We start from the raw sequence: 17,516 nt of genomic DNA on the forward strand, positions 1-17,516 counted from the left end.
ATTAATATATAAAACGTATGAATATAGGGGTTAGTAAATTGGCTATTATAATGACTATTATGCAAATAGTATTGTTATAAAGAAATATATTTGATATGATACGATTAGGGAGGAAAGCAAGATGAATTTAATCGATAAGATAAAACATAATAAAGATAAATTTATGGAGATACAGGAACAATTAGAACCCATGTATTTAGAAAATTACGAAGAAGCGTTTCGTATATCGTATACACACAATTCGACTGCTATAGAGGGTAATTCACTTACCCTCTTAGATACTAAGCTGGTGCTTAGTGATAAAGTATCCGTAGGCGGCAAAGATCTACGTGAGATTTATGAGGTGATAAATCATGACAAAGCATATCGTTATATAAAGCAATGCATCAAGGATAAAAAGGCTCTGTCAGAGACAATCGTGAAACAGATACACAAGATTTTAGTAGAGAATATATTTCCGGGTGGAAATTATCGTATTGGAGATGTATTTATAGGAGGAAGCCAGCATGAACCGCCGTCTCCTCAAGATATGATACTTCAAATGAAACATTTCTATAGAGATCTGGAATATAAATGTGTGCTAGAAACTACAGAGCTTGCGGCCTGGACACATGCTGAATTTGTCAGAATCCACCCGTTTATAGATGGAAACGGGCGTACTGCACGACTTCTTATGAATTATCAGCTGATGGATGGCGGGCTACTGCCAATTAATATTCTAAATGAGAACAGGCAGGAGTATTATAAATGTTTGGAAGAACATCATTTACATGGAAATCTGGAGCCTTTTCATGAAATGGTGATGAAGCTGGAGGAGATGGAGTTAAAAAAATACCTTCATCTGGCAGCGCAGCAAGGACTGGTAACAGAAAATGAAATTTTATGAATCCTTGGAAATATTAAGAACATACTCTGGCAGGAGTTATGAATGTGGCAGTGTCATTCATTGGAGGATGATAAACGAATGAAAAATTTAAGTGTAATGATCAAACCAGTATCCGGAATGTGCAATATGACATGTGATTATTGCTTTTACTGTGATGAGGCCAAAAAAAGAGAGAAGAAATTTTATGGACTTATGAGAGAAGAAACATTGAAAAATATAATCAGAAGGACGATGCTTCAGGCAGAAGGCGTTGTCAGTTATACATGGCAGGGAGGAGAACCTTCTCTGCGTGGATTGGATTTCTTTCAGAAAGCAGTCTGGTATCAGCAGAAGTATAATCGCAGCCATGTACGTATCATCAATGCTTTTCAGACAAATGGATATGCTGCTACAGATGAATGGTGCCAGTATTTTAGAGACAATCATTTTCTGGTTGGATTGTCAGTAGACGGTACACAGGAAATTCATGATTCCATGCGTCATGATAAGAAGGGGAATGCAACATTTCTGAAGGTAGAAGAGACTTCAAGACGGCTAGATAAGTATGGTGTGGATTATAATATTCTTACCGTAGTGACTCCGAAAGTTGCAGATTGTATACACAATATCTATCAGTCCTACAAGAAACGAGGCTGGAATTATCAGCAATATATAGCCTGTTTGGATCCATATGGAGAAGGACATGGAAAAACACCATATTCAATCTCGCCGGAACAATATGGGCAGTTCCTTTCAGAACTGTTTGGATTGTGGTATCAGGATTTAAAAAATGGATGCCATCCATATATTCGGCAGTTCGAAAATTATGTGGGACTGGCGGCAGGTTATATGGCTGAATCCTGTGAGCAGCGAGGAAGTTGTGGCGTGCAGTATGTGGTAGAGGCGGATGGAAGTGTATATCCGTGCGATTTTTATGTAATGGATGATTTTTATCTTGGCAACCTAAATGCAGATATCCTTTCGCAGATTGATGAAAAACGTGAACAGATCGGATTTATAGATCGTTCGCTTAAGCTGGATGAAGAGTGCAGGAAGTGTAAATATTTCAGGTTATGCCGTGGAGGCTGCATGCGGAATCGGGAACCACATGAAAATGAAGGGATGTATCGAAATTATTTCTGCAAAGGATATCAAACATTTTTTGACCAGTGGTATGAGTTGATCATGCAACTGGGAGCTATGGTAAAAAAATAATAAAAATGCTTCGATTATTTTTCAGACCACCATTCGGGAGTATTCGAAGTTAGCAATGACTGCTGGAATTCTGTTGGAGGAATTCCAGTGGTCTTTTTAAATACCCGGCTGAAATAAAGTGGATCGGGGAAACCTACCATAGGTGCAATGTCTGACAGGTACATTGTATTTGTTGCAATTAGATCTTTGGCTTTTTCAACTCGAAGTTCAGTAAGATAACGCATTGGTGCAACGCCCATCCGTTTTTTGAATATGTGAGAAAAATAGCCGACACTTAATTTACAATATTTCGCCATTGATTCAACACTCCAGTTATCTTTATAGCGTTGGTGAAGCTGCATAACAAGTCGGTCAATAGAAAAGTCGTTTTCCAATGGAGAGAGAATCTTTTGATGGGAGCGGGCGATGATGGCTAATATCTGAAGAAAATTACTTAAGACAACATCTTCGAAAAATGCTTTTTTTAATTGCAATTCGATAATCGTTTCCTGGAAAAGGGTTTTTAGCAGTATATGTTCTCCGATATAGCAGTTATGTAGCTGGTATTTATTGATGATATTTATACAGTTACTACCGGTAAAATGAATCCAATATATTTCAGGATGTTCCTTTGCATAATAAGAATAGGTTTGAGGCTCCTGCGGACGGAAAAGAAGGATATTTCCAGCACCTAAAGCATGCCATTCCTTATTCATATAGTAGTGTCCGGCACCTTTGTAAATATATATAAGCTGATAATCGACTCTTCCCGCTGAACGGTTCTGAGAGTAATCCTTTGTTTTGAAAACCTGCATACCACAACAGTTGACTGATAATGGACTTGAATCATCTGCAAATCCAGTTGCACGTCTTTCATTTCTTAAATGCCCCGAAACATTAATCATAAAAATCCTCCTTCCTTTTGAAAAATGTCCTTTTGTTAAGAAGAATATAGCATAGAAAAGCAGAATTGTCCATGCAAAACACAAAATCAGATATGGAAATGCAGGTATATAAGCACTATATTAAAATCAAGGAATGAGCAGAATAGGCCATAACACGTAAAATTGAAGGAGGATATAACATGAAGAAACAATTGATATTCCTGATGACGGATACAACCAGAAAAGATATGGTCGGATGCTATGGCAATCCAAGGATAAAGACACCAAATCTGGATCGCCTGGCTGAGGAAGGAATCCGTTATGAGAATGCGTATACCTGCCAGCCAGTCTGTGGGCCAGCCAGAAGTGCAATCTTCACTGGTACGTTTCCACATACCAACGGCATGGTAACAAACAGCATTGCTATGGGGGATAATGTGAAAACGGTAGGTCAGAGACTGTGCGACAATGGCATTAATTGTGGCTACATTGGTAAATGGCACCTGGATGGTTCGGATTATTTTGGAAATGGACGATGTCCAGAAGGTTGGGATCCAAATTACTGGTATGATATGAAAACTTATCTGAATGAATTAAGTGATGAGGATAAAGTGAAATCCAGAGATCCAAAAGAAGCATATAAAGAAGGTTTTTCGGAAGAATTTACTTATGCACACCGCTGTTCAAATCGTGCGATTAAATATCTGGAAGAGTATAAAGATGAAGACTTCTTCTTAAGTGTATCTTATGACGAGCCTCATGGACCTTCTCTCTGCCCAGAACCGTTCAATCATATGTACGATGGTTTTAAGTTTGACAGTTGTCCTAATTTCCAGGATGATCTATCTAAGAAACCATTAATGCAGCAGCTTTGGTCTGGCAAGAATTTACATGCGACAGAAGATGAAATTAATCAGCCTTCTGATGGATTATCCTTATTCCTTGGATGTAATTCTTTTGTAGATTATGAGATTGGACGGGTATTGGACAAGATTAAAGAAGTAGTACCGCATGCGATGGTCATATTCACGTCTGATCATGGAGATATGTTAGGAGCACACAGGCTGTTTTCAAAGAATGCAGCGGCATACAAAGAAGTGGCAAATATCCCATTGATCATCAAAGGCGGAGTAAAGGGATGCGTAGTAGACACGATGGCATCCCATATTGATATTGTTCCGACGATCATGGATTACTTTGCACTTCCAATTCCGAAATTACTGGAAGGAAAGAGCATGCTTCCGCAGATTTATGATCCATCCAAAGAAATCAATGATGTAGTATACACAGAATTTACTAGATATGAGATTGATCATGATGGATTTGGTGGTTTGCAGATTATGAGAGCAGTGATGTCCAAACGTTATAAACTGGTCATTCATCTGTTAGACAGTGATGAATTTTATGATCTGGAGAAAGATCCATATGAGATGAATAACCTAATCAACGATGAAAGTTATACAGAAGTCAGGAATGCAATGCATGATAAGCTGATTGCACATATGAACAACACAAGAGACCTGTACAGGGGGTATCAGTGGAGTCTGCGGCCATGGCGAAAAGATTTTGTACCGAATTGGGAGAATGAAGGTTATACAAGGCAGAGAGAGAATGAAGAGTATGAACCAAGACAGCTGGATTATGATACAGGACTTCCAATGGAATCAGCAGTCAGAAAGAAATGTTAGAGGGAGAAGGAGAGGATACGATGGAGGAAAAGAAATATTTAAAATGGTATAACAAAGTGGGCTATGGTTCTGGAGATATTGCAGGTAATGTGGTGTTTGCATTCCTGTCATCTTTTATTATGATTTATCTGACCAATACGGTAGGATTGAATGCTGGTGTGATCGGTTCGCTGATTGCAGCATCAAAAGTATTGGACGGTATTTCAGATGTTATATTTGGTTCCATGATTGATAAGACACATACGAAAATGGGTAAGGCAAGACCTTGGATGCTCGGGGCATATTTGGGTTGTGCTATCACGTTAATCGCAGCATTTTCCGTACCCACTACCATGGGTAAGACATCACAGTATGCCTGGTTTTTTATTACATACTTACTGCTAAATGCAGGATTCTACACAGCAAATAATATAGCATATTCTACATTGACAGCCCTGATTACAAAGAATGGAAAAGAACGTGTACAGATGGGATCTATCCGTTTCATGTTCGCATTTGGAACAAGTTTTATCATTCAGACAGTTACCGTGGGTCTTGTTGAAAAACTTGGCGGCGGAGCTTCTGGTTGGAGAACTATCGCAATCATCTATGCTATCATCGGTCTGATTTCCAATACAATTACTGTATTTTCTGTAAAAGAACTTCCAGAAGAAAAACGCAGTAATGGAGATACAGAAACAGCAGAAGAAAAATACAGCCTGATCGAATCTATCAAAATGTTGATTCACAATAAATATTACCTGGTAATCCTTGTAGTAGATATTCTTCGTCAGACTTATTCAGCAATCATTAACATGGGAATCTATTACATGACATATGTACTTGGAAAAGCAGAACTTTTGGGGACATTCTCCGGTGCCATTAACTTGGCATTGATCATTGGTCTTGCATTCCTGCCGGCTTTGGTTGCCAAATTCAAAGGATATTATAAACTAAACTTCTCTGGATATCTCATAGCAGCTGCAGGACGTGGAATTGTAATTGTTGCTGGTTATATGGGAAATGTTCCGCTTATGTTAGCAGGTACTGCAATCGGTGCAATTGGCATGGCTCCCTGGCAGGGCAACTTAAATGCATTAGTTGCTGAATGTTCTGAGCATACATTCCTGCAGTACGGTAAGAGAATCGATGGAACTATGTTTTCCTGCACATCTATGGGATTAAAAATTGGTAGTGGATTTGGAACAGCGATCGTTGGATGGCTTTTGGACTTCGGTGGATTTAATGGACAGCTGGCAGTTCAGTCACAGTCTTGCATCAATATGCTTCACTTTATGTATCTGTGGCTGCCAATGTTGATCAATATCCTGGTTGCTCTTCTATTAACACAATTAAATGTAGAAAAGGCAAATGAAAAATTGAGATTACAGAAGGCGATTGAGACAAAGTAAAAAAGGAAGAGGCGGTTCTTTTTTGAGAGCCGCTTTATTTAGCACTCATTAGAATCAGCAATGAGGCAAAAACGAGAAAAAAACTGAATCACTGCTGCGAACGGGCGGGCATATCCTGATATGTTTGGATATGCCTGCCTGTTTTTGCATATCCTTTTGTCATGACATAAACGGCAGTCGTTTGGATATCGTATTCCTCCAAAAACTGATGAATAATGTTCCGTTTTCCTTCCGTCATTTGCACTCTGTGTACGGGTTTCTTTTGTCTTGCCATTATAAAGAGTCCTCCTATGATTTTCATTTTATCATAGAAGGACCTTATATTGTGACGCACAGCTTGCCGAAAGCAATTTTCAAACACTTTTTGATGTTCATACGGCCTTTGGGATCTATGTCGTAATATTGAAACTGTGTGGTATCTGTAGTAATTTTATGATGGGATCTGAGTTCAAATCGTCTCAGTAATCTATTAGGGGCAACCTTCCCGAATCAAAGGCAGATAGATTCTTTCTTATCTGCCTGCTTTGTGTAAAAAAATATATTCTCTATTTCGCAGAGCTCAATATTCTGCGAGAGATACGCTGTTTTGCGGGATTTTCTAATCTTTTTGTAACCTTTGACGGCTCTTTTTGACGGCGTATGGATTTATATCCCATTCAGCTTTTCCATATTTTCACGTTTGAGTCTCAAAGAGGAATGAACATAACGCTCCAGTGTGATTCGTGGGTTGGAATGACCAAGGATCTCGGACAGACTTTTTAGTTCAAAACCAACCTCCACACAGCGTGTCGCAAAGCTGTGGCGCAGCGTGTGGAAATGTACTCCGCTGAGGCCGCATTCTCTTGTATAATGCGCCATACGGTATTGCAAAGTCCGGGGCTCCATATAACGGCCTTTCTCCCCGGTCAGGATATAAGCCGCCGGATTTTGCGCCTCCCATATTTTACAAAGAGCTGCAAGATCCTGATTTAATGGGATGATCCGTACAGATGCTCCGCTTTTCGGACGGTCGATCACGATCGCTGTTTTTCTGCCCTGTGTATCTTCCGGCTGTTTTAAACGCTGCATGGTCCTGCTTACCCGTAGCGTATGCTCCTTGAGAGAAAGATCCTGCCAGGTCAGAGCACAAAGCTCTCCGATCCTTAGTCCTGTATATAATGCCAAAAACACACCAAATTTACAGGTATCCATACCATTCAGCAAATAGTTTTTAAAGCGCTGCTGTTCATCATAAGACAAGACCCGCATTTCTTTTATGTTTTCCTTCGGATATACGATGTTCGGGGATTTGATGGAGCTATTCTGTTTTTGAGCATAATCTAACACAGAATGGATGACCACCAGGATATCTTTTACTGTTTTGGGAGCAAGTTTCTTTCTGTGGAACAATTCGTGGCTGAACCTTTCAATCTGGACTTCTGTAAAAGTTTCTGCCAACTGCCTCCCCAGTTGGGGCTTGATATGATTTTCCAGCATATTTTCATATTTTACTAAAGTAGATTTTTTTACCTTGCTCCGTTTTAATAAAAGCCATTCATCGCAATAGTATGAAAAGACTTTTTTTCCGTCTTGTTCCACTGCGGGCCGGCGTTCAATGAGTCCCATCTTGGCTTTGGTGACTTTTTCTTTCGCTTCACTGTAAGTCTTTCCGTAACAATATCCGTAATGAGGCCTGCCATCCAGAGCATCCTTCTTCAAATACCGTGCTTCCCACCTCCCATCCTTTCTTTTGTAAATGTTCTCTCCTTTTCTGCTCATGAAAAAAACCTCCTTTGAAACGTTCCTTCATTGCCTAACATAAAAATCCTCTGCAGACTGTCAAGTTTGACGGCATCTTTGACGGCGTTAAAGCTCTCCTGTACCGACTATTTGGAAAAAAAAAGTGAAAACACCTTTCTGAAGGCTAAAAAAATGGCTAGTTTCCGAAAAAAGCTCTCAAAAATGAAAATTATACCTTGAGAATTACGATTTTTTGTGTTATTCTAAAAGCATGGAGTATTGAGCTCTGCGAAAGAGCATTATGCAACATCCTAATTATATGATTGCCAAAAATAAAATGATAATACTGGCACAATAGTTGGAAATTTATGTGTAAGCAAGTGCCCGGCTTTATAGCTGCCATATGCAGACACAAATAAGGAGGTTAGGGTATGAATCATCATTATTCATCTGGGAAATGCAGATTACTAAAGCGGATTTTCTCAATTTGCATCGCTTTGTTAATGGTCTGCAGCGTTTCCGTTCCCGTTTTTGCTGCAAGTGTGGGCAATGATACGGATGATATGGATGGTAATATGGTGCAGCAGCCTGCACCGGCAATTACCTACAATTTTTATGCGGAAGGAGAGCTGTACGACAGTCAGATTATCCAAGACGGGGAGGCGCTGTCAGAACCTGCCGCTCCGGAAAAGGACGGCAGTATTTTTGATGGTTGGTACAACTCTGAGACGGACGGCGAAAAATTCACGGACTTCTCCCAGAAAAGGGTGACCGAGACCGCAGCTGTAAACCTGTATGCAAGGTGGCAGGAGGTACAGGATACATCATCGTTAGATGAGGAAGGGATTGAAGAGGAAGAACCATTAGAATCTGCGGATCTTTTGCTTCAAAAATCGGTTTCTGTTTTACAGTCTGAATCTGCGGAGGAAGATCCCAACTTTATAGTGGTTGAGAAGAAGTTTGTCGGAATTAAAAAAGACCAGATTCCAGATAATTTCCAGATCACTGTAGCATCAGGTACTGCTGAGTACGTGCTGACTAAAAATACAGATTCATGGACGGAGACCGTGGGTGAGGATGGAACTGTAACCTGGCGTTGGAAGGTTACGGGAGTAGGCACGGGCATCTATACGGTTAGTGAACAGAACGAAAATATTTCTGATTATAATGTGGTAAAAACCGGAGAAGGCAGCGTTGAGGTTAAGGCAGCAGAAATAGGAATTAGAGTGAAAAACCATGAGACAACATGCAGCCATACTAATTGGCCGGTAAAAATTGAAGGAGATCAAAATGTTCTGTTTGCTGCAACACTTACACAGGGCGGGGTTGCTGTTATTTCAAAAGAGTCCCTGCCGGCATCACAAAGAGCTGCAGTTGCAGAGGAGGTTACCAAAATAAATGGTCCGTGGAAAAACCCTGTATACTTTTACAGCATTGCAGAACAGAACCAGAGTGGGCAAGGGTTTGAACTCAACGGAGCTACCATTACTTATGACGCCGATAGCGGTGAAGTCATCATTGGTAATACAAGTAACTGGCAGCATGTTGCGACATTAGGGTATTCTATCTCCCAGGCAAGTAATCCGGAAATCAGTATCACAAATACATATACACCTTCCACACGGGATATCACTATTAAAAAAGTAGTAACCGGTGGATTGGGGGATGTGCAGAAAGACTTTAACTTTACTTACAGTTATACCAATGCATCCGGTGTTAAGACGGGTTCGTTCACTCTGAAGAATGATGGGACATATACCATCGCTGGTATTCCTGTGAGTGGGGAATTGACATTGACAGAGACTAATGCAGAGGGGTATGTGACCACTGCCCAATATGGAGCATCCACTGTCTCAGTGTCCGGGAATAAAGAGAATGCTGTCAAGAGTATGGCTATTACAATCAATAAAGATGACAACATGATCACGGTTACCAATCACAAAGAGGCTATTCCGGATACCGGAGTATATATGGACTCCCTGCCATATATTCTGATATTCGCTCTTGTCATTGCAGGTACGGCTGTATTGATCTTCCGTAAATGCAAAAGGCGTTACATTTAAAATGTTGGAGGGGCAGTGACTGGAAAGCGTATAATGAAACAACAAAAAAGACAGAACCGCAGTGCGAAAACAGAGCATACTCTGCCGGAGACCGGCACAGAAACCGATATAAATAGACGGGCGGTGAACCGTGAGCATGAGAAACTTATACAGTGGTTTCGGACCGTAAAATTTCGGAAAGTCCTGATCGGCGGAGTGGATGAGGCACAGATTTGGAAAAAGCTGGAGGAATTAAATAAACTCTACGAAGCTGCCATCAGTGCGGAGCGGACAAGGTATGATGTATTGCTCCGTGAGCATACAAAAAATTGTAATGCTCTGATTCGCAAATATAAACAGCAATTGGCAGAACTCATTTCCGAGAAGAATAAACAGAATACTGAATCAGGAAGAAAGGAGCAGGGATGATGCATACCGAACAGACATCTGAATGCTCGCAGGTCATCCGGAAACGGCGGGAGCAGGCAGAAATAAGGAAAGGCTATGCCAGACTGTCAGGACAGGTTCTGGCAATAGCAGTGACCGGCTTTTTACTGTTTACGCAGGTGTTTTTGGCCACCCAGGCTTCGGGGAATGATATGTTTCCGGCAGTGAAGGACGGAGACCTTCTGATTGGATTCCGTTTACAAAAAGAATTATCAAAAAATGATATCGTTATCTATGAGACAGAAGGGCGGCAGAGAGTCGCCCGGATCCTTGGTAAAGAGAACGATGTGATCACATTAGATGACACAGGCTCGCTGCTTGTTAATGGGACAGTCCAGGGCAATGAGATCCTTTTCCCGACCTATGCAAAGGAGGGGATGGAGTATCCCTATACGGTTCCTAAGGGCTGCGTTTTTGTTTTAGGAGACTACCGGACGCAGGCTGAAGACAGCCGTGATCATGGCTGTGTGAAACTGGGGGATGTGAAAGCGAAAGTGATTACAATCCTCCGCAGACGGGCGCTATAAGCCTAAAGTGGTATATAGGCGGAAAACGCTTATATAGATTAAAAATTTTATATGGAGGTACTTTTTTATGAAAAGGACAAAAAAATTATTTGCAGTTCTTCTTACAACAGTGACAATGCTCTGTATGGGCACGACTGCTTTTGCAGCAGAAGAAGATCCTGCAAACACAGATGCAACAAGTGTAACGATTACAAAAAAATATGTAGCTGCCAATGAGGGGACAATATCACCAGCAGAAACCTTCACATTGACCCAGCAGGGCGATGGTGTAGTAACAGATGGGGAAGCTGCCAGCGCTCCGGCACTTGGAGCCGTCACAGGAGCAGTATTTGCAGAAGGTGTTGCAACAGAAGAGGGTGCAACCGCAGAAATCACTGTGAATCTTCCGGTGTATGAAAGAGTCGGTGTCTATACCTACACACTGAAAGAAACAGATAATAAGACTGCTGGTGTTACATACTACAGCAAAGATATCAAACTGGTCGTAACCGTTATCCAGGGAGAGGACGGAAAATTAAGGGTCGCCGGCGTACATACAGAAGATGAGGGCTCGGATAAATCTGACGAGATCACCAACATCTATTCTGCTGGTACCTTAAAAGTGAGCAAAACAGTGACCGGTAACTTAGGTGATCGGGATAAATACTTTACCTTCAAGGTTACCTTAACAGGCGAACAGGATAAAAATTATGCAGATTCTTATGCAGTGACAGGCGGTTCTTACGAAGAAAATCCGACAACGGTAAAAGTTGGAGAACCTGCTGTTTTCCATCTGAAACATGGAGATACCATCAGTATTTCAAATCTGCCTTATGGAGTAACTTATACAGTGGAAGAGACAGCAGCAGAAGGCTACACAACTGAAAAGACTGGTGATAGCGGAAGCATCAGTAGTGCAGAAGCAACAGCAGCATTTACGAACACAAAAGAAGGCGATATCGATACCGGAATCAAACTGGACAGCCTTCCTTACATCTTAGTATTTGCCGGAGCACTGGCACTGGCAGTTATCATGGTGATCAGAAAGCGCAGGATCAGTGATTAATGAAAGCATGGTAAAGGCAGGGAGGGCTGCATGAAAGCCTCAAAAGTATTTTTGAAAACGGCAGATGTCATGGTCCGTGCAGCAGTGATTTTTTTCCTGGTTATTGCGGGGCTTTATTCCGGATATGCATTATGGGATAATGCGCAGATATATGCTGCCGTGGATGACGTACAGTCTGAACTGCTAAAGCTGAAACCAGATACTGCGGAAGATGGGGGTGCTTCTTTTGAGGAACTGCGGGCGGTCAATCCGGATGTGTGTGCATGGCTGACACTGGATCATACAAACATCGATCAACCGATCCTTCAGGGGAAAGATAATCTCAGTTATATTAATACGGATGTGTATGGGAACTTTGCAATGGCGGGGAGTATTTTCCTGGATTCCGGATGTGACAATGAGTTCCGGGAACCGTATGCCCTGCTGTACGGGCATCATATGGCGGATCATAAGATGCTTGGTGATCTGGATCTGTATGAAGACCAGGTGTTTTTTGACCAGAACACCACCGGGGAGCTTATGCTCCCGGACCGTACATACAAGCTGAAGATATTTGCCTGCCTGCGTGTGAAAGCATCGGAGGAGGCAATCTTTACACCGCAGCGGTGGAAGACGGATAACAGTGGGCTGATCGAGTTTGTGAAAAAGAATGCCATGCATGTCCATACGGATACTATGGAGCAGATTGGCTCCACAAAAGAGTTCTCACAGATCCTGGCGATGTCAACCTGCTCTTCGGAGTTTACCGAAGCGAGGACCGTCCTTTTGGCGGTTATGGCACCATATGGACCAGAAGTGTAAGGAGGAGATGAAAACGAAGATCAGAAGATTTCCTGCAGTGCTCATGCTTATAGTTCTGTGTCTGACAGTTTTTCCGGTTTCAGCTTTTGGAGCCGGAAATGCAGAAGTAAAGATACCTGTCAGTGTGGAACTGTCTGGTGAGATACCTGCACAGGATGAAACCTATACGGTGAAACTTTCGGCATTGGACCAGGCTCCTGTGCCAAAGGATGATACATTAAAGATTACAGGGGAGGGGACATCCGCCTTTCCCGCTATTTCTTACAGCAGCCCAGGCATATACGGCTATAAGGTCAGCCAGCAGGCCGGCAGCCATAAACGGGGACATTACGATGAAACCGTTTATTATGTAAGAGTGACTGTGACAAACGCGGAAGACGGCGGATTGGAAGCGGCAGTGGCAGCACATACGGATGCCGGGATGACAGGAGAAAAACGGGATATCGTATTTCAGAATACGTATGATGCGGTTCCTAAGCCGCCAAAACAGGATTCCCCTCGGAAACCAGCGGTGAAGCAGCCTGCAGATACAGTCAAGACAGGAGACACCACGCATCTGTTCTTATTTGGCAGTCTGCTGGGAATCTCATGTTTGGGCATTTGTCTGGCAGCCGGTATTGATAACCGGAAACAGCGGAAAGAAAGATTATAACTGGCGTAAACAAAAGGATATTTATGTTTGACCAGAAGCAGTGCTTTTACGAGTACTGCTTCTGGTCTTTCTGACAGAAAAAAGTATTTGGAGGAGGAAAGAAAGATGGAGATTTTTTCCCTGAAAATAGACGAATATAAGAATGGTCAGCTGCGTGGAGAGGTCCAGCATTTTCCTTCGCAGAAAAAGATCGCATATAACGGCCTGGTGGATGCGGTCTTAAAAATGGACCGTATACTGGATGGGAGCAGCTTTCTGTGGGATGGACCTGAACAGCTGCGGGATTTCCAAAAGGAAAACAGAAAAAGTGTTTCGGCAGAGGCGGGGAACACAAAGTCCAGGAGAACAGCTGGAAGATCCAGTAGTGAAAAATCCAGCTATTTGATTTACATTTATTATCGGAGAAACAGCAGCTGGCAGGGAGAAATCATTTGGTACAACGGGAAAAAGAAAGAAGATAAACAATATTTCCGCAGTGTTTTAGAACTGTTGCACTTGATATATTCCTCTTTTACAATAGAACAGTAAGAATGCCTACCAGTTTGTGCCGGAATTACATGCGGATTATATTACTCGGACTGGTCCGGTGTTACTGTGCTTTGTAGATATCTCCCCGGAGGATTGCCAACCCCTTTTGTAGGGATTCCATAAGAATACTTTTAAATTTAGGATAGCGGTATAGCATGACAGTGTTATACCGTTTTTTCCATATATATTGACTCTTTCGTGCATCAAATCCATTCTGACGAATATGTGACTCTGTAAATGCATCTATGTATTTTTCATCTTGCAGCAGCTTAGAGTACGGTAGCTAAAGTTACAGGAAAAGGCTTTTGTGAATATACCATTTTAAAAATCCGAATATTAGGAAACCTATCGGCGTTTTACCTGATATTAATATGCTATTAACAAAAATATGCTAGATTGCCGAGCAGTACGGGAGTTATCATAGTTTACGGATATCCCAAGGAGCTGCTCTGCTGCGTGAGTTCAAAGGCCGCCCAAATGAACTGAGGGAGTTTTTGAATTTACCTGTTTTAAAAACTACAGGAAACACAGACCTGAAAAGAGTTTTTCAATTCAGGCCTGTGTAGGAGGAGAAAGTTTATGTTCAAAATGTTGAATCCACGGCGGTTTTATCATGCGGTGGGAAGACGCAAATTTCTGGAATTTGTCCTGCTTGCAGTATTTGTCCTGTTTTTTTACGGTCCGCTGCTCAACATGCTGATGTTGGCTTTTGCAAATGAGTACAATGTACCGCATGTCCTGCCGGAACAGTGGGGGATTGAATGGTGGGGGTATGTTTTTGGACAGGAGAGCCTGGTATCTTCTATGATTCAGTCCTTTATTGTCGCCATTGCCACCACAATTATTTCTATGGTTTTCTGTATTCCGGCTGCATATTCCATTGCCAGGTTTAAGTATCGGGGACGAAAAATTTTTATGTTGTCGTTCCTTTTAACCAATGCATTTCCGAAACTGGGAATCTATACTTCCATCGCAGTTTTGTTTTATAAATATGGTCTGATGGGTACGTATCCGGGCGTTATTATTATCCATATGATTAACTCCATGATGTTTATGGTATGGCTGCCTTCCAACGCGTTCCGCAACGTACACCGGCAGCAGGAAGAGGCTGCCCGTGATGTGGGAGCAGGCCCGATTCGTACTTTTTTTAAAGTAACCTTCCCCATGGCAATGCCGGGAATCGCGGTGGCGACGCTGTATACCTTCCTGGGGTCTATGGAAGAGGCACAGGGAACTATGTTGGTGGGGCTTGCCCGAATTCAGACCATGCCCGTAGCAATGTATGGAATTGTGCTTGACAGTTCCGCCGTTCAGATTGGTGCGGTATTTGCAATTTTGCTGATTATCCCCTCTGCGGTGATGATTATTCTCATGAGAAAATTCATTGGACCAGAGGCCATTGCCGGTGGATTTAAGATGAAATAAGAAAAGTTTTGGGAGGAAAGATATTCATGAGCAATACGATGACAGGCAGCGAAAAGGCCGCAGCGGCTGGTACTGCTGCAGAGAAGCGGAAAGTAAAACTGGAAATTAAAGATATGACCAAGCATTATGATAACGGAGACGGCGTTGAAAATATCAACTTGAAGATTTATGAGGGCGAGATCGTGACCTTTTTGGGTCCCTCCGGATGTGGAAAGTCCACAATCCTCCGGACCATTGGGGGATTTCTGGATGTGACTTCCGGCGATATTCTCATTGATGGACAGTCCATCGTGAATCTGCCCCCGGAAAACCGTCCTACTGCCATGGTTTTTCAGAGCTATAACCTGTGGCCTCATATGACTGTATATGAGAATCTGGCATTCGGTCTGAAGCTTCGCAAGATTCCGAAAAAAACTATGGATGAGGATATCAGAAAGATCCTGGCGCTGGTTTCCATGTGCGGGACCGAGAAAAAATATCCCGGACAGTTGTCTGGTGGCCAGCAGCAGCGTATTGCCATTGCCAGATCCCTGCTTCTGAAACCGGCCCTTTTGCTTCTGGACGAACCTTTTTCCGCACTTGACGCCAAAATCCGTCAGCAAATGCGCGAGGAACTGAAAAGAATCCAGAGTAGTCTGGGAATCACTGTAATCTTCGTAACTCACGACCAGGAAGAGGCTATGGCTATTTCTCACCGAATTGTGGTTATGAATAAAGGGAAGTTCGATCAGGTGGGAACACCGGATGAGATCTATGATCAGCCGGCAACTCTCCATGTGGCATCCTTTATCGGAGAGATGAACTTCATCAAGAAAGACAATTACACCATCGCGGTACGGCCGGAGAATCTGCTGGTGGATAACGAAAAGGGTGAAATTGAGGGAACGGTAAGTACTATTATGTTGATGGGCCATTATGTACTGCTTATGGTTCAGGTGGGCAGTGAGATAGTCAAATGTTATGTAAATCGTGAGATGGGTGATCAGCAGAAGGAAGGTAATAAAGTGAAATTGACTATCAGCAAGTCTGCGCAGTTTCCATTAAGAGCCTGATTTGCATAATATTTCAGCGGCACAGGAAACGGTATTTTTATATTGTAGTAGAAAGGATGAAAGAGATGAAAAGACTGAAAGTAAAATCATTACTGGCACTGACAATGGCCGGTGTGCTGGCAGCATGCATGGCAGGCTGCAGCGAATCTAGAAAATCGGGAGAGACTTCCGAGGCTTCCGCAGCCGGAGAGAAATCCACCGTAACTATCTGGGCAACGGGTTCTGATAATGTACGTCAGGTATATGAGGCGCTGATTGAGGATTTCAACAATAACTCCGACTATGCGGATCAGTATACTGCCAAACTGCAGTTTATGCTGAGCGGTACGGGGACTCAGTCTATGACCGATATGCTGGCTGCCGCTTATCAGGCAAAACAGACAGATACGGATTATGACCTGGTAGATCTGGGTGGTGATGATCTTTCTGCTGTAATTGCCAGGATGGGAGAGGAAGCATTTGTAAAGCTGGATGATTCCAAGATTCCCAATGCGGAGAGAGTATCCGGAAAGAGCAGTGTAGCTGCTGATTATGTACAGCCCTACAGAGGAACCACTGTAGTTCTGGCATATGATTCCGAGGTGGTGGAAACTCCGCCGGCAACCATGGATGAGCTGGTTAATTGGATGAAGGAAAATCCAGGCCGTTTCGCTTACAATGCACCTGGAACCGGTGGAGCAGGAGATTCCTTTGCACGTACCGTTGTATACAACTTACTGCCTGAAGAGGCTATAACTTCTGATGATCCCAGCTGGGAAGAACAGTGGGATAAGGGATTCCAGCTCCTGACAGACATGCATCCGTATATGTATACTTCAGGTGGAAGTATTGTATACCCTAACAAGAACCAGGGAGCATTGGATCTGCTGAATCAGGGTGAAATCGATATTTGTCCTATGTGGGCCGACATGGTGCTGTCCCAGAGAGCAGAGGGAACTTTGAAAGACACTATCAAGATTTCTCAGATTGATCCTTCATTTACCGGTTCGCTCCAGTCTCTGGCAATACCTACGTTTGGATCCAATGAGGAAGGAGCCTATGTGTTTATAAATTATATGCTGACAGACGCTGCCCAGGAGATTTTGGTAAAAGAGATGGCGGCTATTCCTCTGGTAGATACAAGCAATCTGGATATGACCGGATATGAGGATGTTATGAATCTGGATGTAAGCAGCTTCCGCATCATGTCCATCGGAGATTTGGGAACTGATTTCAATGCCCGCTGGGACAGCGAGATTGGAACACTGGGATAATTC

Annotated in this window: 16 protein-coding genes; 13 read left to right on the plus strand and 3 right to left on the minus strand. The window is 42.6% G+C overall.

Annotated elements, in window-relative coordinates; genetic code table 11:
* The first annotated feature begins 121 nt into the window (after positions 1–121).
* Together WMO65_RS18525 and WMO65_RS18530 are read left to right on the plus strand one after the other, a co-directional pair.
* Complete coding sequence (locus WMO65_RS18525; protein WP_103731340.1) at positions 122–886, plus strand: Fic family protein; 765 nt, start codon at positions 122–124, stop codon at positions 884–886.
* 78 nt (positions 887–964) lie between these two features.
* Positions 965–2,080 carry an anaerobic sulfatase maturase gene (locus WMO65_RS18530; protein ID WP_118594136.1) on the plus strand — a complete coding sequence of 372 codons (1,116 nt, stop codon included), beginning with the start codon at positions 965–967 and terminating at the stop codon, positions 2,078–2,080.
* A gap of 14 nt (positions 2,081–2,094) precedes the next feature.
* On the opposite strand, the gene WMO65_RS18535 is transcribed toward WMO65_RS18530, so the two are convergent.
* Positions 2,095–2,964, minus strand: coding sequence for an AraC family transcriptional regulator (locus tag WMO65_RS18535; RefSeq protein ID WP_054352423.1), 870 nt, complete (start codon positions 2,962–2,964; stop codon positions 2,095–2,097).
* 179 nt (positions 2,965–3,143) lie between these two features.
* On the opposite strand from WMO65_RS18535, the gene WMO65_RS18540 reads away from it, so the two are divergent.
* Together WMO65_RS18540 and WMO65_RS18545 are read left to right on the plus strand one after the other, a co-directional pair.
* Positions 3,144–4,631, plus strand: coding sequence for a sulfatase-like hydrolase/transferase (locus tag WMO65_RS18540; RefSeq protein WP_054352424.1), 1,488 nt, complete (start codon positions 3,144–3,146; stop codon positions 4,629–4,631).
* A gap of 20 nt (positions 4,632–4,651) precedes the next feature.
* Positions 4,652–6,022: an MFS transporter gene (locus WMO65_RS18545; RefSeq protein ID WP_054352489.1), complete on the plus strand. Its 1,371-nt coding sequence runs from the start codon at positions 4,652–4,654 to the stop codon at positions 6,020–6,022.
* 88 nt (positions 6,023–6,110) lie between these two features.
* Here WMO65_RS18545 and WMO65_RS18550 read toward each other — a convergent pair whose 3' ends face one another.
* Both WMO65_RS18550 and WMO65_RS18555 read right to left on the minus strand, forming a co-directional pair.
* Positions 6,111–6,296: a hypothetical protein gene (locus WMO65_RS18550; protein WP_054352425.1), complete on the minus strand. Its 186-nt coding sequence runs from the start codon at positions 6,294–6,296 to the stop codon at positions 6,111–6,113.
* Between the two features lie 371 nt (positions 6,297–6,667).
* Positions 6,668–7,780, minus strand: coding sequence for a tyrosine-type recombinase/integrase (locus tag WMO65_RS18555; RefSeq protein ID WP_103731342.1), 1,113 nt, complete (start codon positions 7,778–7,780; stop codon positions 6,668–6,670).
* 392 nt (positions 7,781–8,172) lie between these two features.
* Here WMO65_RS18555 and WMO65_RS18560 point away from each other — a divergent pair, with 392 nt between their 5' ends.
* The 9 genes from WMO65_RS18560 to WMO65_RS18600 all read left to right on the plus strand — a co-directional run bounded on the left by WMO65_RS18560 (position 8,173) and on the right by WMO65_RS18600 (position 17,513).
* The gene (locus WMO65_RS18560; RefSeq protein WP_103731343.1) at positions 8,173–9,804 is read left to right on the plus strand and encodes an InlB B-repeat-containing protein; all 1,632 of its coding nucleotides are present in this window, start codon (positions 8,173–8,175) and stop codon (positions 9,802–9,804) included.
* A 33-nt stretch (positions 9,805–9,837) separates the two neighbouring features.
* Entirely contained in the window at positions 9,838–10,212 is a 375-nt protein-coding gene (locus WMO65_RS18565; protein WP_054352428.1) for a hypothetical protein, read from the plus strand.
* Positions 10,209–10,757 carry a signal peptidase I gene (lepB, locus tag WMO65_RS18570; RefSeq protein ID WP_054352429.1) on the plus strand — a complete coding sequence of 183 codons (549 nt, stop codon included), beginning with the start codon at positions 10,209–10,211 and terminating at the stop codon, positions 10,755–10,757. Before WMO65_RS18565 ends, lepB begins: the two co-directional genes overlap by 4 nt.
* A gap of 67 nt (positions 10,758–10,824) precedes the next feature.
* Entirely contained in the window at positions 10,825–11,802 is a 978-nt protein-coding gene (locus tag WMO65_RS18575) for a DUF7601 domain-containing protein (RefSeq protein WP_054352430.1), read from the plus strand.
* A 30-nt stretch (positions 11,803–11,832) separates the two neighbouring features.
* Positions 11,833–12,603 carry a class B sortase gene (gene srtB, locus WMO65_RS18580; RefSeq protein WP_103731345.1) on the plus strand — a complete coding sequence of 257 codons (771 nt, stop codon included), beginning with the start codon at positions 11,833–11,835 and terminating at the stop codon, positions 12,601–12,603.
* A gap of 7 nt (positions 12,604–12,610) precedes the next feature.
* Positions 12,611–13,255, plus strand: a complete 645-nt coding sequence (locus WMO65_RS18585) for a Spy0128 family protein (RefSeq protein WP_158587359.1) — start codon at positions 12,611–12,613, stop codon at positions 13,253–13,255.
* 1,107 nt (positions 13,256–14,362) lie between these two features.
* Positions 14,363–15,208: an ABC transporter permease gene (locus tag WMO65_RS18590; protein ID WP_103731346.1), complete on the plus strand. Its 846-nt coding sequence runs from the start codon at positions 14,363–14,365 to the stop codon at positions 15,206–15,208.
* Positions 15,209–15,234: 26 nt separating this feature from the next.
* A complete protein-coding gene (locus tag WMO65_RS18595) occupies positions 15,235–16,260 on the plus strand; it encodes an ABC transporter ATP-binding protein (RefSeq protein ID WP_199687338.1) in 1,026 nt (341 codons plus the stop codon).
* A gap of 65 nt (positions 16,261–16,325) precedes the next feature.
* Positions 16,326–17,513 (plus strand): extracellular solute-binding protein, encoded by a 1,188-nt coding sequence (locus tag WMO65_RS18600; protein ID WP_103731347.1) that lies wholly within the window; start codon positions 16,326–16,328, stop codon positions 17,511–17,513.
* The last annotated feature ends 3 nt before the right edge of the window (positions 17,514–17,516 follow it).

The sequence above is a fragment of the Blautia caccae genome, assembly GCF_040095955.1.
Classification (GTDB): domain Bacteria; phylum Bacillota; class Clostridia; order Lachnospirales; family Lachnospiraceae; genus Blautia; species Blautia celeris.